Origin of the sequence: Flavobacterium limicola, from assembly GCF_003634755.1 — a bacterium.
Taxonomy (GTDB): domain Bacteria; phylum Bacteroidota; class Bacteroidia; order Flavobacteriales; family Flavobacteriaceae; genus Flavobacterium; species Flavobacterium limicola.
On record NZ_RBXA01000001.1, the window covers coordinates 234,537 to 261,045 of the forward strand.

20 protein-coding genes and 1 tRNA gene are annotated in these 26,509 nt (G+C 34.1%); 2 read left to right on the forward strand and 19 right to left on the reverse strand.

Annotated elements, in window-relative coordinates; translation table 11 throughout:
* Together BC952_RS01015 and BC952_RS01020 are read right to left on the reverse strand one after the other, a co-directional pair.
* Nucleotides 1-510, reverse strand: a complete 510-nt coding sequence (locus tag BC952_RS01015) for a nuclear transport factor 2 family protein (RefSeq protein ID WP_121364897.1) — start codon at nucleotides 508-510, stop codon at nucleotides 1-3.
* A gap of 13 nt (nucleotides 511-523) precedes the next feature.
* The gene (locus tag BC952_RS01020) at nucleotides 524-2,980 is read right to left on the reverse strand and encodes an AsmA family protein (protein ID WP_121363877.1); all 2,457 of its coding nucleotides are present in this window, start codon (nucleotides 2,978-2,980) and stop codon (nucleotides 524-526) included.
* Nucleotides 2,981-3,478: 498 nt separating this feature from the next.
* Between BC952_RS01020 and BC952_RS01025 the strand changes: the two genes are divergently transcribed.
* Nucleotides 3,479-5,062 carry a L,D-transpeptidase family protein gene (locus BC952_RS01025; RefSeq protein WP_121363878.1) on the forward strand — a complete coding sequence of 528 codons (1,584 nt, stop codon included), beginning with the start codon at nucleotides 3,479-3,481 and terminating at the stop codon, nucleotides 5,060-5,062.
* 92 nt (nucleotides 5,063-5,154) lie between these two features.
* Here BC952_RS01025 and BC952_RS01030 read toward each other — a convergent pair whose 3' ends face one another.
* The 12 genes from BC952_RS01030 to BC952_RS01085 form a co-directional block, all read right to left on the reverse strand.
* Nucleotides 5,155-5,469 carry an HPF/RaiA family ribosome-associated protein gene (locus BC952_RS01030; RefSeq protein ID WP_091255890.1) on the reverse strand — a complete coding sequence of 105 codons (315 nt, stop codon included), beginning with the start codon at nucleotides 5,467-5,469 and terminating at the stop codon, nucleotides 5,155-5,157.
* Nucleotides 5,470-5,604: 135 nt separating this feature from the next.
* The gene (locus tag BC952_RS01035) at nucleotides 5,605-6,039 is read right to left on the reverse strand and encodes a very short patch repair endonuclease (RefSeq protein ID WP_121363879.1); all 435 of its coding nucleotides are present in this window, start codon (nucleotides 6,037-6,039) and stop codon (nucleotides 5,605-5,607) included.
* Nucleotides 6,040-6,050: 11 nt separating this feature from the next.
* Complete coding sequence (locus BC952_RS01040; protein WP_121363880.1) at nucleotides 6,051-6,824, reverse strand: HNH endonuclease; 774 nt, start codon at nucleotides 6,822-6,824, stop codon at nucleotides 6,051-6,053.
* A complete protein-coding gene (locus BC952_RS01045) occupies nucleotides 6,825-7,730 on the reverse strand; it encodes a DNA-binding transcriptional response regulator (RefSeq protein WP_121363881.1) in 906 nt (301 codons plus the stop codon). It abuts the gene before it with no gap.
* A complete protein-coding gene (locus BC952_RS01050; RefSeq protein ID WP_121363882.1) occupies nucleotides 7,727-10,105 on the reverse strand; it encodes a sensor histidine kinase in 2,379 nt (792 codons plus the stop codon). The genes BC952_RS01045 and BC952_RS01050 overlap by 4 nt, the downstream gene beginning before the upstream one ends.
* Before the next feature lie 4 nt (nucleotides 10,106-10,109).
* Entirely contained in the window at nucleotides 10,110-11,327 is a 1,218-nt protein-coding gene (locus BC952_RS01055; RefSeq protein ID WP_121363883.1) for a DNA cytosine methyltransferase, read from the reverse strand.
* Nucleotides 11,328-11,680: 353 nt separating this feature from the next.
* The gene (locus BC952_RS01060) at nucleotides 11,681-13,783 is read right to left on the reverse strand and encodes a prolyl oligopeptidase family serine peptidase (protein WP_425269342.1); all 2,103 of its coding nucleotides are present in this window, start codon (nucleotides 13,781-13,783) and stop codon (nucleotides 11,681-11,683) included.
* Between the two features lie 675 nt (nucleotides 13,784-14,458).
* Nucleotides 14,459-16,666 carry a TonB-dependent receptor gene (locus tag BC952_RS01065; RefSeq protein ID WP_121363885.1) on the reverse strand — a complete coding sequence of 736 codons (2,208 nt, stop codon included), beginning with the start codon at nucleotides 16,664-16,666 and terminating at the stop codon, nucleotides 14,459-14,461.
* A 111-nt stretch (nucleotides 16,667-16,777) separates the two neighbouring features.
* Entirely contained in the window at nucleotides 16,778-17,125 is a 348-nt protein-coding gene (locus tag BC952_RS01070) for a hypothetical protein (RefSeq protein ID WP_121363886.1), read from the reverse strand.
* Nucleotides 17,126-17,226: 101 nt separating this feature from the next.
* The gene (locus BC952_RS01075; RefSeq protein WP_121363887.1) at nucleotides 17,227-18,216 is read right to left on the reverse strand and encodes an aspartate-semialdehyde dehydrogenase; all 990 of its coding nucleotides are present in this window, start codon (nucleotides 18,214-18,216) and stop codon (nucleotides 17,227-17,229) included.
* A 213-nt stretch (nucleotides 18,217-18,429) separates the two neighbouring features.
* On the reverse strand, nucleotides 18,430-18,846 hold the full coding sequence (gene mscL / locus BC952_RS01080) for a large conductance mechanosensitive channel protein MscL (protein WP_091172689.1): 417 nt from the start codon (nucleotides 18,844-18,846) through the stop codon (nucleotides 18,430-18,432).
* Between the two features lie 93 nt (nucleotides 18,847-18,939).
* Nucleotides 18,940-21,381 (reverse strand): bifunctional UDP-N-acetylmuramoyl-tripeptide:D-alanyl-D-alanine ligase/alanine racemase, encoded by a 2,442-nt coding sequence (locus BC952_RS01085; protein WP_121363888.1) that lies wholly within the window; start codon nucleotides 21,379-21,381, stop codon nucleotides 18,940-18,942.
* Between the two features lie 222 nt (nucleotides 21,382-21,603).
* On the opposite strand from BC952_RS01085, the gene BC952_RS01090 reads away from it, so the two are divergent.
* Nucleotides 21,604-22,209: a hypothetical protein gene (locus tag BC952_RS01090; protein ID WP_121363889.1), complete on the forward strand. Its 606-nt coding sequence runs from the start codon at nucleotides 21,604-21,606 to the stop codon at nucleotides 22,207-22,209.
* Here the strand turns inward: BC952_RS01090 and BC952_RS01095 are convergent.
* From BC952_RS01095 to BC952_RS01115, 5 genes are all read right to left on the reverse strand, one after another.
* Nucleotides 22,204-22,818, reverse strand: coding sequence for a porin family protein (locus BC952_RS01095; RefSeq protein ID WP_244200074.1), 615 nt, complete (start codon nucleotides 22,816-22,818; stop codon nucleotides 22,204-22,206). The genes BC952_RS01090 and BC952_RS01095 overlap by 6 nt on opposite strands.
* Before the next feature lie 521 nt (nucleotides 22,819-23,339).
* Nucleotides 23,340-23,426: transfer RNA gene (locus tag BC952_RS01100), tRNA-Ser, on the reverse strand.
* 61 nt (nucleotides 23,427-23,487) lie between these two features.
* On the reverse strand, nucleotides 23,488-24,516 hold the full coding sequence (locus tag BC952_RS01105) for an asparaginase (RefSeq protein ID WP_121363891.1): 1,029 nt from the start codon (nucleotides 24,514-24,516) through the stop codon (nucleotides 23,488-23,490).
* A complete protein-coding gene (locus tag BC952_RS01110; protein ID WP_121363892.1) occupies nucleotides 24,506-25,642 on the reverse strand; it encodes a 1-acyl-sn-glycerol-3-phosphate acyltransferase in 1,137 nt (378 codons plus the stop codon). Before BC952_RS01110 ends, BC952_RS01105 begins: the two co-directional genes overlap by 11 nt.
* Before the next feature lie 65 nt (nucleotides 25,643-25,707).
* Nucleotides 25,708-26,487, reverse strand: coding sequence for a TatD family hydrolase (locus tag BC952_RS01115; RefSeq protein WP_121363893.1), 780 nt, complete (start codon nucleotides 26,485-26,487; stop codon nucleotides 25,708-25,710).
* Nucleotides 26,488-26,509 lie beyond the last annotated feature (22 nt).

Below are 26,509 nucleotides of genomic sequence, written 5' to 3' on the forward strand. Positions count from 1 at the left end.
CTATTGTTTGGACTGTAACGTTTTTATCATCGCATCTTCCAGAGAAGTCTTAACTTTTATGACTTCATTCGAATTTTCATTTGGAATCGTCATCGACAAAACGTACTGTTTTATTTTCCACTCGTTCCCTATTTTTACCAAAACACCTGAACCACGACAAATTTTCATTTGGGTATTCAACAACTCGTCAAACCAAGCCGTTTTACCTGTTGCATCAAAATAAACATGACGTTCCAGAGCCGTAAAATTCCACGCTTTCCCTTTGTCAAAATGCGGTTTTGCATACGCTTGAAAAGCTTTTTTATTCCAATTCTCAGTCGCATCAGTACCAATGAAAACAGCATCATCAGCCATTAACGCGAAATAATCCTCATAATTGGCATTTGCTGCAGCTTTGTGCCAAGAATCTAATGTGAGATTGATATTTGCTTTTGAAATTGTTTGGTTCTCCATCATGCTTTTGCAACCTGATAAAGTGAGAACGATAAGAATTGCTAGTAGTTTTTTCATGTGATTTAGGTATTTATTCATGGTTTTTATTCCATCTGATTTTTATTTTTCCATCAACGTCAACCGCCAGTAGATGCAATACAATTCCTTTGGTTCTATTTTCAGCTCTCTCCTTTTTATCCGTGATACCCTCATCCTTTTTTGGATTTCTAAGCGGAATAGTCATCGCTAGATTTGTCCCTCTATTAAACGAATAAACGCCGTTTACATCTAAGTTTAAAACGCTGGAACTTACTTTCAAATCATTTACATGTACTAAATCGCCATTAATTTTAAAATTTCCTGACAAATCCCTAAACACTATATTTTTGACGTTCCTAAAAGGAAAAGCGAATTTCGCAATATTTGTGATGGGTTCAAAATCAATTAAAGCCCCTTGGATTACATCAAATTTTGCAGCTCCGGAAAGCGAGTTTGTTTTTAATTGCCCGCCGGAAAGCAGCGTTCCTTTCAATGATGCCGAGGCAGACAGAAATCCTTTTATATTTTTAGGTTTAAAGGATTCAATCCCAAAATTATTCAACGAAGTCAGGAATCGGGCAATATCCACCCGATTGATTTTTGCATTGGAATCCAGAAGGAAGTTCTCGCCATTTGGAGCCAATTGTCCGTCAAAAGAAATCGTTCCACCAGAACTTTGAACCAATCCATTTTTTACAATTAATTTATTGTTCTGCAATAAAATCGTGGCTTTCGCATTAGTCGCCTCGAGTTTACTATACACCATTTTATCCGCTTTAACATGTAACGCCATTTGGCTTTTTTCAATCACGGAATACAATTCATCTGAAAAATCATCTTTTTTATTCTTGGTCTTTGGAGCTTTTTTTCCAGTACTTGTGAAAATACCCACAAACTGTTTCACATCTAGAAAAGGCGCATAAATATCCCAATTAACAAGCATTTTTTCAGGATTTTCATAATACAACGTCAGGAAATTATCAATTTTACCTTCCATAAAAACCGAGTTGCGACGGTCTTTAAAATTAATTTTCTTAATCAATAAAGCTTGTTCTGTAAAATCAAGCTGAATGTCTGTTTTTACGAAAGTCAAATTCCGCGGACCATAATTTACCGTTGCATTTTTAACGGCTACACTTCCCGTGAACAACGGTTTTTGTATTTTTAAATCTCTAATGTCAAATTTGAAATCCAAATTCACTTTGGCCTGACCATCAGAAAAATGCATTAAATCCTCATTGACTATCTCATTCAATCTGGAAACTGGAAAATCCGATTTAAAAGTTCCTGCCGCTGTGGTTTTCTCAAAATTAGAAATGATTCCGATTGGAATTGTAAACGGAATGGTTTTATATTTTCCCGAAAAATCCGTCAAAGTAATCGTCGAATTACTGTCGTTACAGCCCGCTCCTTTTTTATATTGATTGGTGAATGTGGCACCAAAACTACAATCAGTGATGATTCCGTCCGGTATCGTGAGTTCATTATTTTTTATTTTCGTAGTCACCACAATCTCCGGATCTCCTGCAGCATTCATGTCGCCCACAATTGTACAGCCCACATTTATCGACTTTTTCAAATCAAATTGATTGATTCGGTTGCTGATATTAGCACTCAATAATTCAGAAGCGTCTTTCCACAAAATGTTAGTTTTAATCGCAATATCAAAAGGAGACTTGTTTTTATCCAAACTGAAATGCGCGTTAATGTCGAAAAGTTCTTCTCCTATTTCAAGATTTTCGGTTGCTACACTAATTTGATTTTTTTGTTCCGAAAAGTCAACAGCCAAAACACCTTCAACGATTTTATCTTGGATAAAACTACCTCTTTTGGTATTGAAAGCCATGTTTTTAGCAAGCGTTTTCACATACAAATTAGTATGCCAATTGTCCCCATTAAAATCTATTTTACTTCGCAAAGCCAAAACATTAAAATCAAACAACTTATTACCCATTTGATTTTCTGAGATGAAATGCACTTGGTCTAAAACAATTTCATTAATGGTGGAAGTAGTCGAACTTTCTGATTTTTTGCCTTTTGGCTTTGGTCTAAAAATAGCGGTATTAACGATTCCGTTCTTTCCTTTAAACAAATGCAAAGTCGCTTTTTTAATTTCAATTTTATCAATATTAATTTCATTTGAAAGCAAATCCCAAAGATCAATCCGAATCTCAATTTGTTCTGCTTTAAGCAGCGTACGCTTGTGAACAGCCCACAAACTATCTTTCAATTCCACTTGACTTAACGCCAAAGTCATATTAGGAAAACCCTTTAAGAACTTATATCTAATATCGCCAATATCTATTTTTCCAGTAATATTTTCATTTATTTTAGCATTAATCTGGGTAATAATTTCCGTTTTATTATTGTTGAAATAAAGCGCCAAAAGCGCAGAAGAAAGCATAAAAAACGCAATTACTCCCAAAAAGAAAAAACCAATTCTCTTGATTATTTTTCTAAAACTCGCTGTTTTAAAATTTGTTTTTGCGTTCTGCCAAAATTGATTCATCTGAATTCCTTTACTGGTTTTAAATTAAAGATAGCAAAATAACTAGTTTCCCTACCGATTTGAATCTACAAAATGTGATTCGGTTTTTTAAACATTCTTTTGAGTAGAGTAATTTTTGAGGTATAAAACTTCAGAAAAAATTTGCAATAATTACACACTCAAAAAAAAGATACTAAACTCTAAATTAATGTCTTACTCTATCCAAATAAAAGATAAAAACAGCAAAATAACTACATTAAATAGGACTATTGTTTTCATAATTTTTGGATTTTTAAAATTAATTTGATGAGGAAAGATTAATGAGCGTTGTAATAAAAAATACACAACTGCCTTAATAATAATTACTTAGAATTAATGTTTCTTCAAAAAACGCTTTCAGATTAACGATAAATTTTCAATTGTCAAAAACGTCACCGACTTAACGCTAGTAGTACGGCACTAGTTTTGCATTATTTTTGCACCGCTTAAGATGAATTCTCAAGAATAAAATGTCAAACTATGAAAAAATTATTTTCACCAATACTAATTATTGTTTTTACAATACTATTTACAGCCGTTTCCTGTAAAAAGAAAGCAAATCTGTCAGAAAATCAGAGCAGTTCAAAAAATATAGAAAATGCCACTTTCGACAGTACGCAGGTAGCTACTTTTTTCGAAAAACATCCCAAATTAAAGATGTATCAGGCAGATGTTGAAAAACTATATCGCAAACATCAATTTCATTATATCTGGTATGATAAAGACGGTCTTAACGAATTTGCCGGAGTATTATACACAAAAATCAACAATTTCGCTCAGGAAGGAATTCAAACCGTTATTCCTTACAGCGATCAAATTGATGACATTTATGATGACACTAGTGACATTCAAAAAGCAGATCTTGATATCGAACTTTTAAGTTCAGCGTTGTATTTTTTCTATGCTGATAAAGTGTATGACGGTATCAGCACTCAAAAAACTAAGGATTTGGAATGGTTTTTACCTCGAAAGAAACAATCTTATGTTAGTTATTTAGATTCGCTTCTTATAGATCCTTCGTTAATAAACAAGGAAGAAAAAGGCGTTTTGAAACAATATTACTTGCTGAAAGACGCTTTGCAAGAATACCGTGTCATGCAGAAAAAGGGCGGTTGGAAAACCATTGCTTTGGACCCAAAGGTTAAATCGTATAAACCGGGCGACAGTGCTGCTATAATTGCGCAAATCAGAACACGATTATTGGTTACTGGTGACATTTCAAGAGATTCTAAAAGTGCTGTTTATGACTCAGAATTAGAAACATCCATTTTGAAATTCAAAAAACGAAGTGGTAATACTATCGACAAAACCATTCTGCCGGAACACATTAAATACATGAATATACCTGTAGCTGAACGTATCAAAACCCTTATGGTCAATATGGAACGCTGCCGTTGGATTTCGAATGATGTTACTAAATCAAAAGAACTTATTGTCGTGAATATTCCTGCTTATGAATTAACGTTTTTCAGAAATGGAGAACCTGAATTAATATCTAAAGTTGTAGTAGGGAAAGTTTTGCACAAAACAGTGATTTTTAGCGCCCCAATGAAACATATCGTATTCAGACCGTATTGGAATGTTCCAAAAAGTATTTTAAATAATGAAATACTGCCCGCCATTGAAAAGAACCCTAATTACCTGGAAGAACATGACATGGAATGGAAAGACAGTTATGTCAGACAAAGACCCGGACCTGAAAACTCATTAGGACTGGTGAAGTTTTTGTTTCCAAATTCAAATGCTATTTATTTGCATGATACTCCATCCAAAAGTTTATTTGGCAAGGAAGACCGCGCTTTCAGCCATGGTTGTATACGTGTGGCTAGACCAAAAGATCTTGCCAACGCTATCATGAAAAATGATAAAAAATGGAGTCCTGAAAGAATAGAAACCACGATGAACGGCGGCGAGGAATACTGGTACACGTTAAAGAATAAAATTCCCGTTTACATTGGTTATTTTACTGCTTGGGTAAGTGACGATGGTGTTGTACATTTTTATGAAGATGTATACAAAAGAGATGGAACTCTGGCTTCCTTACTATTTCAAAATCAAGCTTAGAGCGATTCAAAAGAATAAGAAGCAAAAAAAAAATGACACTGTCTTTATTCGACATTGTCATTTTTTTTTGGTATTTCCCAAAAGGCAACTATTTAATAGGTTTTCTTTTTTTCGAAAGTTGTTTCCAACACTTTTTTGATTTTGTCTAAGGCTCCGTGAAAGGCTTTTTCGGTAGTATCCGCATGATTGGTAACCGCTACAGGCTGCATGTTATTTGGTCTTGCTTCGATCAGGCATCGTTTGTCGTTTACGCCACCTTTATCGCTGTTTTCGTCACCAAGGTGTACTTCTAAACGGGTTATTTTATCTTCAAAACGTGCTAAAGTCGTTGCTATTTCATCCGCAATATACGCTTTCAAACGTGCGTGTCCTTCTACATTGTTGTCTGTGTTGATTTGTACTGTCATGTTTTTATATATTTAATGTTCTCTTTCAAATTTACAGATTGAAACACAAAAAACCGAACCAATTAATAAAACATTGGGAAAATAAAAGAGAGAAATTATTGTGTTGAGGAAGGGAATTAAATTCTGGTTTCAAGTTTAGGATTGTCTTTCCTGATTTTGTCTCGAAATAATTTCGGATTGGATTGTAGCTGCGCAATCTTCCAGATTTTTTTCTATTTGTTCACTCCAGAAACGAAGCACTTTCCAGTTTCGTGATTCGAGATAATTGTTGACTTCAATGTCTCTTTGGATGTTGCGTTCTATTTTCTTTTGCCAAAACTCTGTATTGGTTTTCACGCGGTCTTTTTGGGTTTCCCAATCTTTGCCGTGGAAGAATTCACTGTCTACAAAAATAGCAATTTTGAGTTTTTTGAATGTTAAATCTGGTGTCCCGAAAACAGTTCTGTTGTTTTTACGGTAACGATAACCAAGATTCCATAGCGCTTTTGCCAATCGGACTTCAGCTTTGGTGTTCGTGCTACGAATAGCTCGCATGATATTGCTTCTCTGTTCTTTGGAAATCTTTTCCATTGTGGAGATTATTATCTATCAAAGATAGTATCTAAATGGTATTCCAGAAATTCTTTCCGAGGCAAATATTTTATGGGATTCGTGATTTTTAGATTTTCAATAGAAGCAAAATGGCTTTGGTAAAAAGAAGTTTCTTTTTTCTTTTTTAAATTGGCGGACAATATCACTTGGTAATTTTGATTAATTCCTATTAATCCTTTATCGAAAGCTTTGTCGTAAAGTGCCGAAAGACAAATACCGTTCTCAGGATTTAATCTTTCATTTTCATTTTTTGACCAAGGAACAATATGGCTTGCCAAAAGCAACTCTGGAATATCGATTCCTGTTATGGCGCATTTTGTTGTGTAATTTGTTAAAACCATTTGTCTAAAAACCGATTGATTTACTCTCGTTTTTACTTCTCGAATGACCGTTTCCCCTTTTAATCCTTTTAAGTCAAAGAGAATATCTTGGTATTTGCTTTCTATGGAAGTATTTTCTTTTTGAGCGAGAATTTGTTCACTTAGAAAGACTAACTCTTCTTGGTTGTGGAAGAATTCATCCCAAATAGGTTTTACCTGATTCATTCCTCCTTTTAAACCACCAACCCCTCTTTCTTGATGATAGGGATCAACACTGGCAAAATTCCCCAACCGCATACCAATAGAACTTGGCGTTCTCCCTAAAAGTTTAGCGAGCTCAATAATTTCAGGAGTACGTTTGTGCATTTTACCAAAAGGTAATTTGAGGTACAAGTTAAATGCGAGAATAAGTTCTTCGCGTGTCCATAGGTTTCTTGGTTGCATTTAACCAATTTTAGATTGAAGATTTTCTAAATTTTCTTTATGAATATTTATATTTTTTCTTATATCTCTACATTTATCTTCATTAAAGTCAATTCCATCTTTTTTATCTATAAAATATTCTCTGCCAGTCCCTTCGTCTTTAACAAAAACAGCATGAGCAAATTCATTCCTAACTTTTATGATATTTATTCTAAATTCCTTAATGAAATTTGGCACACCAATAGAATCTGCTATTTCTTCAATTGCACTTGCCCTTTGAGATGAAGAAAAAAGTATAGGCTCAGACAATACTTTATTGAAGTTATTGTTTTTTTTATATCTCTGTGATTTATCTAGTTTTTCACTATGAAAGCTAATGAGTTCATCTAGTACTCTATCAATGATTTTTTGATGTTCAGTTTTACTAATATAGTTTTCTACTATTTCTAGCATTTGTGCATCAAGGCTACTTACCTCATTCATAATCATCCCTCGCATTGCAACAATATTCTGAAATTTTTTTATAGTTTGGTTAATTACTTCCAATATTTCATTCTCCAATTCTTTGTAGTCACCTCCTGTTAATTGAAAAAAAGTTATGCGATTATTACTATAAAGTTTTATGTCTTTTAAATCGCTATTTGCTGAATAAAAAAATATTTCTGTGAAATTATGTTGACTGTTTCTAATAAAATCAATTACTTGATTACCAAAAGTACCTTCATCTAAAGAATAATCAGTTATAATTATATCAAATTCTTTTTTAATAGAAAATATCTTCACAAACTCATTGTAATCTTCAGCTTCAATGATGTTGCAATTAAAATATTGCCCCAAAAGAAACTCTTTTGTTTCTGCTAATATTTTTTGAAAAGGACGTTCTTTAATTCTATCATCAACCCATAAAATATTGTAATCTAATTTCATAATGGAAATGTTATTATAAATTCAACACCTTTTTCAAAATCATTATTTATTCTTATTGACGCACCTAATTTTTTCAAGGTCTCTTTTGTTTGATAAAGTCCTATTCCTGAACCATTTGTTTTGGTATATCCAAAGTCAAATATTTTATCTTTAATCTCTTCGGGAATTCCGTCGCCATCGTCTTTAAAATAAAGTACAATATCGGATTTAGTTTTAACCCATTTAATAAATATATTTTTTGAATTCGCTTTTTTTGAATTACTAAATAAATTATCAAATAAAACTGTTATTTCTAATGGCCTAAACTTAATTTTATATCCTATATTTTCTAAAGGTTCAAATACTATTTTAATTGGTCTTTTTTGATGTATGAATGAATTGATTGGAATATAATTGTTTACAACATAATCATATGAAAACTGAACTATATCTTCTGTTATTCTTTCACTTTCCATGCTAAATCCAGCATTTGTTACAAATCTTGAAGCACTTAATATTTTTTTAACTTCTAGATTAATATTAAGAACTTCTTCAATTAATTTGTCTTTGGATAAATTGCTGTTTATTGATTTTACTAACTCATCAAGACTAAAAGTTATGTTCCCAGCAGTATGAACTATTTGATGCTGTAATGTTAATAAATCTTTTTTATCTCTATGGTTTATTGAGTTGTCAAATAGTTTTTTTGAAATTTCTTCATTTAATTCTTTTGAAAGTTTTTCGTTCTCTATTAACTTTTCAAACGCTTCTGCTTCTGCTTCATCTTTTACTTTACGAAGATCTTCAATTTTTTTCTCTGCTTTCTTAATTGTACTAATAACATCATCTTTATTAAAAGAATCAGTTTTTATTTGTTCGGTAAGATTGCTTAATACTGTATTTATAGAGTTTTCCGATTTTTTATTTAAAATGCTTAAAATTTCATCCGAAACCTCAAATCTTATAACATTTTTTGAATTTGTTAATCCGTTTAATAATTTTCTTAAGTTATCATTAATATCATAAATTTTCTCATTTTCTTGACCTTTGTTTTTTACAAAAATATTATCAAAATTGATAAATTCTTCTGGAGAAAGTGAATTTCCCCAGTCAGTAACATCGATAATATATTTCTCTAATTTTTTTAATGTTTCATAAAACCAATTTTCTAAATCAAAATAAGTTTCAGTTTTTATTAATCCATCGCCTCTACTGGATGTTTCTCGAAGATTATTATTTTTCCCTTCTATTGAAATATAACCGATAACTTCTCTAGTACCTAAATATCTACTATGTCCTTGGGCTTTTCTATTATCCATTTTTAATGGATCTTTAGCTCTTTCTCCATAAGGAAAAATCCTAAGACCATTTTTGTAAACAAAAATATGACCATATTCAACTGGCTGTAAACCCATTCTCCTACTAAAAGTTGATTTGGCAGATACATTCAAATAATAAATTGAAAAATTCAAGTCTGTAAAGTTTTCAAATGGATTTTCTTCAGTTACTGAATATACCATTTTACCCGCTTCAAATAAAGTTGTAATTATTTCAGAATCAGAAACTTTAGACTCAATGTAGGTAGTTTTTATACCTAAAGCATCAAAAATAAGATTTTGAATTTCTCCGTTTACGACCTTTATATATTTTACTAAATTTGGATCAATGGGACTTTTAGGATGATTTACTTGTTTCTTGTTTTTTAGAATCTGTTCTTTATCATTTTCAAGTTCTTCTTTAACTTTTAATACTATATTAAATGAATCATTTTCATTAATTGTATTAGGATTTATTAATCTTGAAAGAGCATCTTTTAACTGTAGAAATTTATCTCTATTCCATTTACTTTTTAGATTCGTAATCTCAAGAACAGTACCGTGTTCAATATCATAATGACTTTCTTCAATTGTTTCCTGTAATACTGTTATATTAACAAATTCATCTTTAATATCTCCTTCAAATTTATTCCAGTCAGTTATTAAAACTTCTACTTTTGGATTTAGTTCTTCTTTTATGGTTTCTAAATAAAGATTACTTCCAAGTCTATCACAAGAGAAGCGACCAATACCTTTAGCTCCTGCGTAAGCTCTTTTTACTTTAATTTTGTCTCTATAGTCATAATTATCTTCCTCTGTTCCTTCAATTTTTGCAGAATATGCTACAAACAACCATTTATTTATAAGATCGTCATAGTTCATTCCTTTACCATTATCCTTGATAATTATTTTTGCTCTACTAGAATAAATGTTTTCAAATATAATTTCAACTTTTGTTGCGTGAGCATCATAAGCATTTTTTACTAATTCAAAAACAGCAATAAAATCATCATTGATTAAATCACTTCCAATAATATTCTTTAAAGCAGAACTAACTTTGAATGATAATGGATTTTGCATTCTTTTAAATAAGTTGTTTTAGAATCAATCCACTTTGTTCACTAAAAAGTGGCGGAATTGCGTTTCCTATTTGTGTATATCTTGGTACTTCTTGCGTTCTTAATTTTCCACCTGTAGTATATTTCCCTTGAAATTTATACCAGTCCGGAAATGATTGAATACGTGCATATTCACGAACCGTCAAAATACGAGGTTCAGAATAATGAATATAATCATCTGGAAGAGTAGTAATTGTTGGAGTTTTATCAATACTATTCAGAGGAATAACTGTACGTTTTTTAATGCTATATTTCTCTTGAATTAATTTACTGATGTTTAAATTTCTTCTGTCTTTAGTTTCTTCAAGTATGTTTTGGAATCTTTCAATAATTATTGAAGAATGTTTTGGAAAACGGTGACTATCCGCTATTTTGTTCTCAACACCTTCACGCATAAGTTTTTGATAATTCCCTTTTTGCTTTCCGTAAACCCCAGATTGAAAACTTGGATATTCAGGAGTTTCTTCTAATCCATTTTTCTTAAATAAATCAGAAATTGCATCCTGAAGATTTGTCTTAACATTTAATCCTTTTTGTTTCAAAAAGTCAAATCGATTTTCTTCTAAAGAATCAAAAAAACTTTCTGCTTTTTCTTGTGTAGCATTTTTCAAAGTCTTTTTTATTCCCACAAGAATAAAACGGGTTCTTTTTTGAGGAACTCCGTAATCACCAAAATTAACCAACTGTCCTTTCACATAATATCCGGCTTCATCAAGTTTTCGAGTCACTTGTGAAGAATAAGCAACTCCTTTTTCTTTATTTTTCTTAAATTCCATTGTAAACCCCTTCACATTTTCAAAGAAAATAATTTTAGGTTCAACAATTTTAACAAAATTAATATAAGAGTTTATAAGGTCATTTCTTAAGTCAAACTCATTTCGCTTTCCTGCCATAGAAAAGCCTTGACAAGGCGGTCCTCCCGCTATCATTGTCACTTTTCCTTTGAGTTTTTCTAATTTAGAATTGTAGCTATCAAGTACTGAATTTATCTCTAAAGCCTTTGTAGGCAACCATTTTGGCCAATCAAAATGATTTTTATTTTTAATTAAGTTGTGTTCTAAGGTTTTAAACGCATCAGGACTTTTCTCTACAGCAAAAATGCCTTGCCATCCTGCTTGATGCAACCCTAGTGATAATCCGCCACAACCCGCAAAAAGATCTATATAGGTAAATTTATTTTTCATGAAAATTTGTAAAGCATTCAAATTTATCAATAAAAAAAATATTAACCTGGATTTAATTCTAAAATCTTCTTATGTAAGTAAAATTTTATATGAAAATTTGATAATCACAAAAAAAACGCTACTCTTTCGAATAGCGTTTTTTAAACTTTTTATCAATTTATGATGTGATTGCTTCGTTTCTCGCAATGACAATCTTCTGAGGAATCAAATGCCCTAGCCCTGATAGCAGTAAAAATCCTTTATATCCGCCTTTTCGGCGGATATAAAGATTGTAACGGATAGCAGGAAATAGCTCCTCCCTTCTCCCGAAGTTTCGGGATCGCTCAGGGTAAAATCCTTATCTACAATTGTTGTTATTCCAACTCTGGCAATAACACCACTCCCATGTTGAATAAGGTAAAGGCCTGAATATCGACATTTTCCTGAATGGTTGCCGCCACAGATTTTCCAGCGCCGTGTCCTGCATTGATGTCAATACGGATTAGGGTTGGGTTTGTTCCGGTTTGTTTTTCCTGTAATTCGGCAGCAAATTTGAAACTGTGCGCCGGCACTACTCTATCATCGTGATCGCCCGTTGTGACCATGGTTGCCGGGTATTGAATCCCTTTTTGTATGTTGTGTACGGGAGAATATCCCTTGATGTAGTTGAACATTTCCTTGCTGTCCTGCGCCGTTCCGTAATCATACGCCCAACCTGCTCCTGCAGTAAAGGTGTGGTAACGCAACATGTCCATCACTCCCACTGCCGGTAAAGCAACTCGCATCAAATCCGGACGTTGCGTCATGGTAGCACCCACAAGCAATCCTCCGTTTGATCCACCACGAATGGCCAAGTATTGTGAAGACGTATATTTTTGAGCAATCAAGTATTCAGCCGCTGCGATGAAATCATCAAATACATTTTGTTTTTGCATTTTGGTTCCCGCATCGTGCCATTTTTTCCCGTATTCGCCACCACCACGTAAATTAGGCACGGCATAAACACCTCCGTTTTCCATCCAAACGGCATTGGCAATACTGAAACTTGGTGTCAAACTCACGTTGAATCCTCCGTAACCGTAAAGCATCGTTGGATTTGTTCCGTCGAGTTTCAATCCTTTTTTGTGGGTTATAATCATCGGGATTTTGGTTCCGTCTTTAGAAGTATAAAATACTTGTTTAGACTCGTATAGTTCGCTGTCGAAATCTACTTTTGGTTTTTCATACACAGCCGAAGTACCTGTTGCTGGTTCGAATGAAAATATAGAACCCGGAGTGATGTAATTTGTGAAAGAATAATACAATGTTTTTTCTTTCTTCTTCCCGCCAAAACCACCGGCAGTTCCTACGCCAGGCAATTGGATTTCACGTACCAGTTTCCCGGAATAATCATATTGTTTCACCACCGAAACGGCATCTTTCATATAATTAGCAAAGAAATATCCGCCACCTGTTGATGGAGACAACACATTCTCCGTTTCTGCAATAAAATCTTTCCAGTTTTCCGGTTTCGGGTTGCTGACGTCCACGGTAACGATGCGTTTGTTGGGCGCATTCAAGTCGGTTTCTATGAATAATTTTCCGCCTTCGTTTTCGATGATATTGTTGTCACTTTTAAAATTGTCCACAATAGTCACAATAGGACTGTTGGGCTTTGTCAAATCTTTGATGTACAACTCGTTTCCGTAGGTAGAATTAGACGCTGTGATAACCAAATAACGATCATCTTCGGTCACGCCACCGCCTACATAACGGCGTTTTTGGTCGGCACCAAAAATCACTTTATCGTCTTTTTGTGCGGTTCCTAACTTGTGGAAATACAGTTTATGTTGGTCGGTTTTTGCCGATAATTCGCTTCCTTTTGGTTTGTCATAACTGGAATAGTAGAAACCTTCGTTTCCTTTCCAAGAAACTCCGCTGAATTTCACATCGACAATCGTGTCTTCAATAATTTTTTGGGAAATGGCATCCATGATAATTACTTTTCTCCAGTCGCTTCCGCCTTCTGAAATGGCATAGGCAACTTTAGAACCGTCTTTGGAGAAATCCAGTCCGCCAAGCGAAGTGGTTCCGTCCTTAGAAAAAGTGTTTGGGTCCAAGAACACCGTTTCGGTTCCTTTGGCGTCTTTTCTGTACAACACCGATTGGTTTTGTAAACCGTTATTTTTATAGTAATACGTGAAATTCCCTTCTTTGAAAGGCGCGCCTATTTTTTCATAATTCCACAGTTTTTCCATTCTTGCTTTTAACACATCACGAAACGGAATTTGTGCCAAATAACCATAAGTCACTTCGTTTTGGGCTTTTACCCAAGCACCCGTTTCAGCAGATTTGTCGTCTTCAAGCCAGCGGTACGGATCCGGAAGCTTGGTATCGAAATACACATCAACCGTTTCCCCTTTGGTGGTTACGGGATAAGTTACCTGTTTTGGTTTTTGGTTTTGGCCAAAAGTCGCCATTGCAGAAGATACAGCCATTATTAAAAAAGTTTTTTTCATATGTTAATATTTATTGTTTTTCATAGGTCATATGTAATTGTTTCACCTGTTCGCTATGCTCGAGTTGCATATCATAATTGGTGCTTGCGACCCAATTACCATAATGCTCATTTCATTAGATTCTGTTTTAGGTTGTTACAAAAATAAGGAAATAGTTAGTGTTGTAAAGATGGGAAAGTCTTAAATAAAACCAAAAAAAACGCTACTCTTTCGATTAGGATTTACTTTCAATAAGAAAACCACTGCTACTTATATGCTGATAAAATTAAACATATAAGTCATGTAAGTTAAAAAAGCTTGATTAATAAATAATTGATTTTAACGACAATACAACAACTACTTATATGACTTATATGTTAAATAATTAAATACTTAGGTCATGTAAGTTAAAAACGCTTCTATTTTTAATAACATTAGCTTTCAACATGAAAACGACAATTGCTTATATGCATTATATGTTGATTAAAATTAAACATATAAGTCATGTAAGTTAAAAAGCTTGATTAATAAATAATTGATTTTAACGACAATACAGCAACTACTTATATGACTTATATGTTAAAAAAAATTAAACATATAAGCCCTGTAAGTTAAAAACCAAAAAAACGCTACTCTTTCGAATAGCGTTTTTGTTTTTTTGCTGAAACAAATGAATTACAAATTAAAATTAACACCCAAAACGATGTTTCTTCCAATGTTTGGAATGCCATCTGTTTTTAGACGGGAAAGATGCGCAATGTATCTTTTATCAAATAAATTATTCCCGTTGATATTGACATCAAAAGCGGTTTTACCCAGTTTTACTGTTCCGCCAAAACCTAAATTCACTAAGTTATACCCATTCGTTTCTGTTTCAAATCCACTTACATTTTTTTGATTGAACGTGCTGGAAACATTCAAAGTTGCAAAACCATCTTCCAACCAGTTTTTGATTTTGAATTCGGTTCTAATGGTGTTATTCCAATTGTTAGCAGGGATTAACGGCAAGTAATCTCCGTTTTCTTTCTCGCCGGTTACGGTTTCGAAACTGGTTTCAAAATGCAACCAATCCAATGGATGCGGATGAAAATGCAATCCGATTTCACCTCCGTATAATTTGGCGTTATCCTGAACATAATCAAAAACGGCATTTTCGTCAATCACTTCTCCTGTTGGCGAAGTGTAGATATAATTGTTGATGTGATTGTAAAATCCGTTTACAAAAAACTCAAAATGATCCGTTTTGTATTCTAAATTCAAATCCGTCTGTACGTTTTGCTCCGTTTCTAAATCGCTGTTTCCTACTTCATAGCGATTCGTTCCTTCATGCACTCCATTTGAAGTTAACTCAGCTAGATTTGGCGCCCTAAATCCAGAAGCAACATTCAAACGCAATGTCAAATCATCGGCAAGATTGGTTTTGTAACCCAACGACGCATTAAAACTGTCGTATGATTTATCGATGGCTTCAAAAGAACCTTCTTCTCCGGCAATTCCCTGTGCATCCGTAGTAATATTTCTATTGTCGAAACGCAATCCGGCTTGCAACACATTTGTATTCCACTCATAATTAGCTGTTCCAAAAACACCAAAATCATTCGTTACCGCATCCGGAATTAAATATTCTTCTCCTGAATTTGTGTTGGTTTGGTGCATTCCCTGAACGCCCAGAATGGTTTCTATTTTTCCCATTTTTGGTAAATGGTATTTTGCATTGTAATTAAATGTCTTCAGTTTCATGTGTAAAACGGCCACATTGCTGTCTTCAAACTCACTTCGATCATTAGCAACATACCCTAAATCAAGATCCAGTTTTGATTTTTCGAAAAAGAAAACATTGTTTAAACTCAATAAATGATTGAAAACACCTTGTTTTGGAAATCCGGTTTTCTTGCTAGTAGATTGGTCTGCTATCCCATCTTCCGGAATTCCTAAATCCAATTCATTGTAATTGTAACGCAATACACTTGAAAATTTAGCATTGCTGTAGCCAATTCCTGTTTTAAAATCGGTTTCATTGTAACGGGTATTTGTTACTCGGTCACCATCTGCAATTTTATAATCAGAATGCGTATTGTAACTTCCGCGAGCCATGAATTTCCAATTGTCAGTAGATGTTTTCAAACCCAAAGAAGAACTGCTTCCGGCAGTATTCGAGAAATATTTTTGACTGAAGTTCGCTTTAAAAGTATTCGCATCGGCAAATTTTTCTGGGTTAAAATACAAAACACCACCCAAAGCATCGGAGCCGTACAACAACGAAGCCGGTCCTTTGATCACCTCAACGCTTTCTATTCCTGAGTCGTTCAATCCCAAACCGTGTTCGTCACCAAACTGTTGATTTTCTATTCGAACGCCTTGCGAATACACCAAAACACGATTCCCACTCAACCCACGAATTACTGGTTTCCCAATAGATGTTCCGGTAGAAACCTGAGAAACTCCCGGAATAGTAGCCAATCCTTCGATTAAAGTAGCGGTCCCTTTTCGTTGCAAATTTTTGATACTTTCGTGCTCCACTTTCATCACGTTTTGTGATTGAATTTTATTGAAAGCGGTGGAAACAATAACTTCGTCCATTTCGAAAATTGCTTCTTCGAGAATAATATCAAGTGTGTTTTCTTTTTGAAGACTGTTTATGGTTTTATTTTGAGTTGCAAATCCTACGAACGTAAAGCTGATTTTTAAGTTTCTATTTGGCAGATTTGAAAAAGTATATTTTCCGTTTTCATCTGTTGTGGTTCCTTTATGCAATTCTGATGCATAGACTGAAACGCCTTTTATGGGTTGGTTTTTTAAATCGGTCACGGTTCCCGAAAGGGTATTTTGCGCTTGAAGCATCGCCGAAAACCCCAAAAATAGGGCTATAATAAATTTTTTCATTGAAAATGATTGTATAGTTTTTCCTCTCCCCAGCCCTCTCCAAAGGAGAGGGAGCCGAGGCTGGAATTATTTAGTAAATAAAAAGAGATTCGTGCTGAAATAAATTCAGCTTTAACTATTTACTGGTGGACCTCGAAGGGAATACAAACTGCCGGAGAACGAAATAACTGTTTCCGCTGCAGTAAAAAAATAAGGGATTTCTTCAATAGTGGAGTACAATTGATAGGAGAAATCTTTTGGGGTAATGTAACTTCCAAAAGCAAATTCACAAACATAACAATGCTCTAATTTGTGATGTTGGTGCGTGATTTCAGTATCTGTAACATTGTATTTATGGTGACACTGCTTTTGCGTAAGCTGTTTTTCTAAATGCTCATACGTATGCCAAGACTGGAACAGCATTGAAAACAATACTGTAACAACCAGAGAAAGACTTAGTATGAGTTTATTCTTTTTCATTCGAGCCAAAGGTAATAAAAACAAGAAAAAAAGAAAACCATTTGTGTCACAAAATATATTTTTGCGAAACAAATGGTTTCATTTTAAAAATAAAAATTGATTTACACCAATTTAGCTGCAATCAAATATTCAGCAATTTGGATTGTGTTTGTTGCTGCTCCTTTTCTCAAGTTATCTGCAACAATCCACATATTCAATGTATTTTCCTGGCTCTCGTCACGACGAATTCTACCTACAAAAACCTCATCTTTTCCTTGTGCGTACATTGGCATTGGATACGTATAAGTATCGTTATTATCCTGAACTACTACGCCATCGGTATGATGCAAAATGTTTCTTACCTCGTTTACGTCAAAATCATTTGAGAATTCTACGTTTACCGCTTCACTGTGACCGCCCACAATTGGCACACGAACCGCAGTTGCTGTAATGGCAATCGTGTTGTCACTTAAGATTTTTTTGGTTTCACGAACTAGTTTCATCTCTTCCTTGGTGTATCCATTTTCTTCAAATGAATCACATTGTGGAATCGCATTTCTATGAATTGGGTACTTATAAGCCATTTCACCTTGAACACCTGCGTATTCATTTTCCAATTGTTGTACTGCTTTTACGCCAGTTCCAGTGATGGATTGGTACGTAGAAACAATCACACGTTTGATGTTGTATTTTTTGTGCAAAGGGGCCAAAACCAATACCATTTGTATCGTAGAACAGTTAGGATTTGCAATGATTTTATCGGCTGCAGTCAATTCAGCTGCATTGATTTCCGGAACGATTAATTTCTTGGTCGGGTCCATTCTCCAAGCCGAGGAATTATCGATAACCGTTGTTCCTGCTGCCGCAAATTTTGGAGCCCATTCCAGTGAAGTGTCGCCACCTGCAGAGAACAAAGCAATATCTGCTTTCATATCAACAGCCGTTTGCATGCCTACTACTTTATATTTTTTGCCCTTGTATTCAATCTCTTTTCCTACTGATCGCTCAGAAGCAACCGGAATTAATTCTGTTACAGGGAAATTTCTTTCTGCTAAAACTTTCAACATTACTTCGCCAACCATTCCAGTAGCGCCTACAACTGCTATTCTCATCTTATATTTTTATTATTGAATATTAAATTTGAAATACAAAAGTAACTAATATTAAAACCAAAACAAGCGGCTTCACAAAAAATAACAAAATGTTATAAATACAACAAATCATTATTTCCTATTATTAAACAAAAAGAAAAACCGCCTCAATTACGAAGCGGTTTAGTCCTGAAATGAATTCAGGATAAATTAGAATATATAGTGTAGCGGAAATTACTTTTTCAATAAATCTCTTATCTGAGTCAATAATTCTTCTTGTGTTGGTCCAGCCGGAGCAGCTACAACAACCACTTCTTTTTTCTTCGCTTTCTCAGCAGCTCTTAAAATCACAAAAACAAAAAATGCGATAATAACAAAGTTAATAATTGCTTGCACAAGATTTCCATAAGTGATAACTGCCGCTCCTGCTGCTTTTGCTGCAGGTAAATCAGCATAACTATTACCGTCTAAAGTGATGAATTTCTGGGTAAAATCGATTCCACCAGTTATCAAACCTACTATTGGCATAATGATATCATCCACAGCGGATCCAACAATTTTACCAAATGCACCCGCTATAACAACAGCAGTTGCCAAACTTAAAACGTCTCCTTTCATTAAAGAAGCTTTAAAATCACTGAAAAATCCCATAATTTATCTTTTTAGGTTAAAAATTCATTTCTTCATAAGCGAATTTAATAAAAATTTTAACATAATTAACAGTCATTTCCTCTAGTTTAGCTGTTAGCGATAAAATACCCGTTTCACACGCTGCGAAATACTGGTGAGAATTTCATAGGGAATGGTATTTAATTTTTCGGCGATAAAAGATACCGTTGGGTTTTCCCCAAAAATAAGTATAGAATCGCCCTCTTTACATTCGATTCCAGTAACATCAACCATAAGCATGTCCATGCAAATACTTCCAACTATATATGCTTTGGTATTTTTTATCATTACAAATCCTAATCCATTTCCCCAACCTCTGGAAATTCCATCGGCATAGCCAATAGGAATAGTGGCAATTTTTGTTGGTTTTTCGGCTATAAACCGGCGGCCATACCCTACACTTTCTCCAGCTGCAATCGTTCTTATTTGCGAAATCACCGATTTCAGCGTACCCACATTTTCGAGTTGTTTTTGTTCTTCGGCGTCATTTGAAACGCCGTACAATCCAATTCCCAATCGGACCATATCATATTGTGAATCTGAAAAATTACTGATTCCCGAGGTATTTAAGATGTGTCGCAAAGGTTTTATATGCAACTCAGACATCAATTTTGATGATAATTTTTCGAATAAATTAATTTGTGAATGAGCAAAATCTATGTGTTCGAGATCATCACTCGTGGCCATGTGTGACAGAATACTTTTTATTTGAACTGTAGTATTTCCTTTCAGCGCGGCTATTAGCTCATCAATCGTGTTTTCCTCAAAACCCAGTCGGTGCATTCCCGTATCAAATTTAATATGAATTGGGAAGTGCTCTAAATTTTTCTGTTTCGCTATTTTCAAAAACGCATAAAGTCCTTTCAAGCAGTAAATTTCCGGTTCTAATTGATTTTGGATGATGGCCGAAAAACTCGTATTCTCCGGATTCAGCACCATAATAGGCACCTGAATCCCTCCATTTTTCAATGAAATCCCTTCATCGGCAAAAGCCACTCCTAAATAATCAACCTTATGATATTCCAGTAATTTGGCAATTTCGAGTCCACCATTTCCATAACCAAATGCTTTTACCATCACCATAATTTTCACTTTTGGCTTTAGCTTTGATTTAAAAAAATTCAAGTTGTAGCTGATTGCATTTAAATTGATTTCCAAAACCGTTTCATGTGTTTTCTCTTCTAGCAAATACACAATTTCTTCAAACTGAAACGATCTCGCACCTTTTATCAAAATGGTTTCATTACCAAAATCGAGGTTTTCAAAATCAGCTACAAAGGCAGCAGTATTTTCGAAAGTAATACAATTCGTAAATTTATTTTTAAATGCCGAAATGGTTTCTCCAATACCAATAACGCGGTCAATTTTATTGGAAATAATCAACTCAGAAACTTTAGCGTAAAGCGCCTCCGTAGACAAGCCACTTTGAAAAATATCAGACAAAATCACCGTTTTTTTCTTGTATTGTTTTTGACTTTCTAGAAAATCCAGTGCAATTTTCAACGACTGAAAATCCGAGCTGTAACTATCATCAATAATACTGCAATTATTGATTCCATTTTTGACTTTCAAGCGCATTTCAACCGGATACAGCAATTCCATTCGGTTTTGAATGGTGGCTGCATCGTATTCAAAATACAACAAAACCATCAAACAAGAGATGGCATTTTCGACCGAAGCCTCGTCTTGAAAAGGAATTTTTATTTCAAAATGGTCCTGACCGAATTCAATATTCAAAACAGTCTTTTCTAAGACGCTTTTTTTAGCAACAAAAACAGATGCAGTTTTATCCACAAAACTCCAGGAAAACGTTTTGATTTCCGGATTGATACAAGCGTCAATAATTTTATTCTTTTGATAAATTAAAACGCAGGAATGTTCAAAAAGCTTTAATTTTTCAGTTATTTTTTCTTCTGTAGTTGTAAACCCTTCATCGTGTGCAGTTCCAATATTCGTGAGAATTCCAATGGTTGGCTTAACAATCTCCTCCAATTTATCCATTTCAGAACGAGTGGAAATACCCGCTTCAAAAATCCCTAAATTGTGTTTTTCATTAATCGCAATAACGGACAGCGGAACACCAATTTGGGAATTATAACTCTTTGGACTTCGGATAACGTTATAATCAGGACTCAATAAAAAATTGAGCCATTCTTTTACTATTGTTTTACCATTGCTTCCAGTCAGCCCGATAATAGGGAAATCAAAAAGACTGCGATAGTTGGCAGCAAATTGTTGTAAGGCGATAAGTGTATTTTCAACAACATAAAAATTAGCGTTCTCCTTACAATCATCCGGAATATGGGTCACAACAAAGTTTTGAACGCCATTATCAATTAAATCTTTGATATAAAAATGTGCATCAATGTGAGCGCCAACCAATGCAAAGAACACCGTATGAGGGCCGTTCTGCAATGAACGACTGTCTATAGAAACACTGTCTAAGGTTACATTTTCTTGATTACTAATATATTTTGCGGTGATTCTTTGAAGGCTATTTAAGATTTTTTGACTCATGGAAATAAAAGAGATTGAGGTGAATTTCTTTTCTGGAAAAAATATTTATTATAGTTCTTATTGCTCTATAACTTTTCCAAAAATACCACTTCTTTTCAAAACGAGAACCCAGTTATACTATAATTATGAGTACTATCGTTTATAAAACATAAACAAACAACAGGATTATACGACACTGTTTTTGACAGATTGCTTATATTTGTTTTTGAAAAAAAATAACTCTTGAAAAAAATTCTTCCCTTTTTCTCTTATGTTTTCCATCCGATATTTATACCGGCAATGGCCACCTTATTCTATCTTTTTTTGAATGGAACTGAATTTGTGAGCCAAGAAAAACTACTTGTTTTTTTTCAAGTTGTGATTGTAACCTTATTTATTCCTGTGTTAGCATTCTTACTTTTGCGCGCAACAGGAATTATAGATTCTATAATGGTTTCCCAAACATCCCAGCGCAAAATCCCATTAATTCTGCATTGTTTTTTGATTATCTTATTAGTTCGAAATAACATAACCATAGATCGCTATCCAGAGTTGCACTTTTTCTTTTTGGGAACACTATTAAGCACTTTATTGGCACTCATTCTAGTGTTTACCAATATAAAAGCGAGCCTTCACATGATTGCGATAAGTTCGATAACAGTATTTATTATTGGGTTGAGCATGCATCTTCAAATTCAGATTACATTTACCATTGCAGTACTGATGCTTTTAAATGGTTTTGTAGCTTCTTCCCGCTTGGAGATGAAAGCACACACCTATCCAGAGCTAATTATAGGGTTTGCCTTGGGAGCAATTTCACAGTTACTGTTGTTAATTTTATGGCTATAAAATGTAAAATATAACCCCAATATTCAATGCTTTCATGTTAATAGATTCATCATTGATTTTTGCAGATTTAAACAATGAATTCAATCCATAATAAACGTACACATTTACCGTATTATAGCCTGATGATATATAAGCCCCATACTGTAATTTATTAAAATCTTTATTCCCAGAAACAATGACTTTGTCCTGACCGTTATTGTAAATAGATCTGTCATAAATTAAATAACTGAACTTCATTCCTCCATAAATTCTCCAAAATTTATGACTTCCATAAGTGGATGTTCTCCATCTAAACTCAATAGGAACATCAACTAATAATTGAGAAAACTTATTTTTATCATACTCCGTTTCGGAATCGATGAAAGTATAAACCGGATTTTCAGCCGATGATGAAATAGCAAGATTCTGATTATAATTATTATAGGTTAAACCGATACCGGATGCTATTGCGATAGTTCTATTTTTATTGATGGGCATATCTCTTAAAAAACCCAATGATAAACCCGAAGAAAATTTACTTTGGGACAACCCCGACGGCTTATGCATCAATGTATTATAGGTTATTGAAAAATAAAACTGATCTTCTCGATACAAGGAGTCAACTTTCATAACGAGAGTATCTTGAGTTGTTGTATTTTCTTGGGAAAAAACAGTAGCAACCATTAGCATTAGAAAACAACTAAGAAAAATTCGCATATTTTTTTGGATTTAAATTGTTTAATGGTCGTTCAAAACACATTTCAGGTTTCAATTTTCATTATAAAGCTACAAATATACCATTTTGATGCTTTTTTGATAAGTAATAACAACAAATAATACGTTTTGAAACTACAGTACTGAAAACTGTTACAGATTCCAATTAATAAACTTTTTTACTTGACAATTCGTATTGGGTAACTACTATTTATTTACAAAAAATAAATGCATTATTCCGCCACAGATTTACGGATTTTTTAATAGCAAAATTAGTAACAACTGCATTGATCCCAAAAAGGGCGGGTCACAAAGAAAGTAATGCTTGGCATTTCATGCATGACACTTTTTTGTTTTATACCCTTAGAAAAACTAAAAAGTTTGCGGCGCTATAAAACAAAAAATGCTCCCCTTTCAGGAAGCATTATTTTTTTTTGCAGAGAGGATGGGATTCGAACCCACGATGCAGTTACCCACATACTAGCTTTCCAGGCTAGCTCCTTCAACCACTCGGACACCTCTCTATTTCATTTGAGGTTGCAAATAACAATAAAAAAAATGAGTTAGAAAAGTAAAATCTAACTATTATGCTATTTCACCTCGCAAACCAGTTTCAAAAATAGTTTTAAAGTCTTTTTGATCTATTTTTTGGCCTAACAAATACATTAATTTAGTGATTGCAGCTTCAGTTGTAATATCCTTTCCGGAAATCACTCCAATTTCCTTCATTCCTGTACTGGTCTCATATTGCCCCATACTCACGCTTCCACCTGCGCATTGAGTAACATTGACAATGTATAAACCTGAGGTAATTGCTTTTCTTAATAGGTTTAAAAACCAATCTTCCGTAGGAGCATTTCCAGCTCCGTACGTTTCTAAAACAATTCCTTTAAGATTTGGAATATTTAAAATAGCGGCTAAAACAGCTTCGCTAATCCCTGGAAACATTTTTATAATCGCAACGTTGTTATCCAAGTTTTTATGAACCTTGAATTCTTTATTTTCGTTTTTAGGCAGGAATAACTCGGAGTTTAATTTTAAATGCACGCCAGACTCCACCAATTCAGGATAATTTGGTGAGGTAAATGCTTTAAAATGTTCCGCATTAATCTTTGTGGTTCTATTGCCTCTATATAATTTATATTCAAAATAAAGACACACTTCGCTGATAACTGGTTCATCATTGTTTCGCAAAGATGCAATTTGAATAGCAGTAATTAAGTTTTCTTTAGCATCGGTACGTAAATCCCCTATTGGTAATTGAGATCCGGTAAAAATCACGGGTTTCGATAAATTCTCGAGCATAAAACTCAACGCCGATGCCGAATATGACATGGTATCGGATCCATGAAGCACCACAAATCCGTCAAATGAAGTGTAGTTATCCTCAATAATGGTTGCCATTTTAGCCCATTCTTCAGGATTCATATTCGAGGAATCAATTGGATTTTCGAAAGAAATGGTTTCGATTTCACAATCCAATTGTTTCAATTCTGGAATGCGTTGTAATAATTTACTAAAATTGAAAGCTTTGAGCGCTCCCGTCTCAAAATCTTTTCTCATACCGATGGTTCCGCCAGTATAGATTAAAAGTATTTTGGCTTTATACAACATCGTGATATTTTAATTTATTCACAACCGGATTAGCATACATCGCTAGAAAACCGTCTAAGGCAACAGGATTGTCATGATCAATTCGCATTTCAAGTCTGCGCTCGAATAATGATTTTTCATTTTCGGTATACAAATGTGAGAAACGATTAGTCTTATTTACAATATCAAAGGCGATGAAATTTGTTGGCCACAATTTATAATTGCTCAATATGGCATCGTCAATGACTTGTGCCAAAGCAACAATTTGCTTATTGGAACTGTCATTTTCAGTTTTGATGGCTTCAATTTCTGTATCTAAAACTTTGCCTACATGAATGTGGATTCTTTTCTTTTGTCCCAAAGCACCGCTAAGAATCGTCATGAAATCTTCATTTTTCTCTTTAACGTATACTTCATTGTTGGCTTCAGCCATTAATTGAGGCATTTTCAAAGCGTCAGTAGGATCGTATTCATAAGAAATAGAAACGGGTACAATTTTTATCTTTTTGAAATAATCCATCAGGTTTTTTTCATCAGAACCCATTCCAAGCATTTTCAAAACACCAGGATTGGTCTCATCATTACCGTCTTTTGTTCTTCCTTCGCGTTGCGCAATCCAAACGGAACGGTTTTCATGCAGCAATAAATTCCCAATATATTCTGCCAATAGCTTTGAACTTTGCAGCATTTCCCTTGGCGTTAAGCCACGTTGCACCAGAAAGTTCCGGTTCAGTTTTGCTAATGTATTCAAAAAAGCTTTTTTGACTAAATTATCGCCAATCGCTGAAGCAGTCATCACTAAACCATGCTCAAACAAAGCCGTATTCAACAACGTTGTGTCTAAAAGAATATCGCGATGATTGGATATAAATAAGTAAGAAGTATTGGGTTCTAAGTTTTCAAAACCGGAAGTGGTCAATCCTTCAGAGCTTTTCTCGAGCACTTTTTGTACCGATTTGTAAATGAAATTACACTGAAAATCACGAATAGAATGCGTTTTGCGAAGTTGTTCTTTCCAAACTTCATCCGCAACATCCGGGAAAGTAAAATTCATCAATGCTTTCATCATGGGATGATTAACTACATTATGAAGTGCTTCGTTTATTTCGGAATCATAAAATGGCCGAATAGCATCAAATTTCTGCATTTTGGTTCTCAATTTTTGTGTGGGCAAATGAACAAAAAAAATATCAAAATAAGGTAAATTCTACTTTAAATCCCAAAAATAGCTTTAGAATTCTCTGTGGTGACCGCCGCAATTTCATTTGCCGAAAGGCTATAAATTTGCGCTAACTTATCCACTACATTAACGATGTAACTACTTTCGTTTCTTTTACCTCGAAAAGGAACTGGGGCTAAATAAGGAGAATCTGTTTCCAGAACTATGTGTTTTAGGTCTATTTGGTTCAGAAACTGGTCGATTTTTCCGTTTTTAAAAGTCGCTACACCGCCTATTCCTAACTTCATGTTATACGAAATCGCTTGCAAAGCTTGCTCATAAGTTCCTGTGAAACAATGAAAAATACCAAATAATTCAGGTGATTTTTCTTCCTCCAAAATTTCAAAGATTTCATCAAAAGCTTCCCGGCAATGAATCACAATAGGCAATTTGTACTGTTTCGCTAATTGTATTTGCCTTTTGAAAGCGATTTGTTGCTGTGGCAAATGGGTTTTGTCCCAATACAAATCGATTCCTATTTCGCCAACCGCATAGAATTTTCTTTTGGCCAATTCATTTTCCACATGTTGTAATTCCTCAACAAAATTGTCTTTTACATACGTTGGATGCAATCCCATCATCAAAAAAACATTTTCAGGATGATTTCTCTCCAATTCATACATTGCTTCCGTGCAAGTAGAATCGATTGCGGGAATAAAAAAACGCGAAACACCAGCATCAATAGCGCGTTGTATCATTTCGTTTCTATCTTGATCAAATTCCTCTGAGTATAAATGGGTGTGCGTATCGGTAATTGTACTATTTGTTTCCAAGTGTAAAGTTTAAGGGTACAAA

Coding starts and splice junctions, on each gene's coding strand:
- BC952_RS01015 (WP_121364897.1), bottom strand. CDS start 510: ATGAAAAAACTACTAGCAATTCTTATCGTTCTCACTTTATCAGGTTGC.
- BC952_RS01020 (WP_121363877.1), bottom strand. CDS start 2,980: ATGAATCAATTTTGGCAGAACGCAAAAACAAATTTTAAAACAGCGAGT.
- BC952_RS01025 (WP_121363878.1), top strand. CDS start 3,479: ATGAAAAAATTATTTTCACCAATACTAATTATTGTTTTTACAATACTA.
- BC952_RS01030 (WP_091255890.1), bottom strand. CDS start 5,469: ATGACAGTACAAATCAACACAGACAACAATGTAGAAGGACACGCACGT.
- BC952_RS01035 (WP_121363879.1), bottom strand. CDS start 6,039: ATGGAAAAGATTTCCAAAGAACAGAGAAGCAATATCATGCGAGCTATT.
- BC952_RS01040 (WP_121363880.1), bottom strand. CDS start 6,824: ATGCAACCAAGAAACCTATGGACACGCGAAGAACTTATTCTCGCATTT.
- BC952_RS01045 (WP_121363881.1), bottom strand. CDS start 7,730: ATGAAATTAGATTACAATATTTTATGGGTTGATGATAGAATTAAAGAA.
- BC952_RS01050 (WP_121363882.1), bottom strand. CDS start 10,105: ATGCAAAATCCATTATCATTCAAAGTTAGTTCTGCTTTAAAGAATATT.
- BC952_RS01055 (WP_121363883.1), bottom strand. CDS start 11,327: ATGAAAAATAAATTTACCTATATAGATCTTTTTGCGGGTTGTGGCGGA.
- BC952_RS01060 (WP_425269342.1), bottom strand. CDS start 13,783: ATGGCTGTATCTTCTGCAATGGCGACTTTTGGCCAAAACCAAAAACCA.
- BC952_RS01065 (WP_121363885.1), bottom strand. CDS start 16,666: ATGAAAAAATTTATTATAGCCCTATTTTTGGGGTTTTCGGCGATGCTT.
- BC952_RS01070 (WP_121363886.1), bottom strand. CDS start 17,125: ATGAAAAAGAATAAACTCATACTAAGTCTTTCTCTGGTTGTTACAGTA.
- BC952_RS01075 (WP_121363887.1), bottom strand. CDS start 18,216: ATGAGAATAGCAGTTGTAGGCGCTACTGGAATGGTTGGCGAAGTAATG.
- mscL (WP_091172689.1), bottom strand. CDS start 18,846: ATGGGATTTTTCAGTGATTTTAAAGCTTCTTTAATGAAAGGAGACGTT.
- BC952_RS01085 (WP_121363888.1), bottom strand. CDS start 21,381: ATGAGTCAAAAAATCTTAAATAGCCTTCAAAGAATCACCGCAAAATAT.
- BC952_RS01095 (WP_244200074.1), bottom strand. CDS start 22,818: ATGAAAGTTGACTCCTTGTATCGAGAAGATCAGTTTTATTTTTCAATA.
- BC952_RS01105 (WP_121363891.1), bottom strand. CDS start 24,516: ATGTTGTATAAAGCCAAAATACTTTTAATCTATACTGGCGGAACCATC.
- BC952_RS01110 (WP_121363892.1), bottom strand. CDS start 25,642: ATGCAGAAATTTGATGCTATTCGGCCATTTTATGATTCCGAAATAAAC.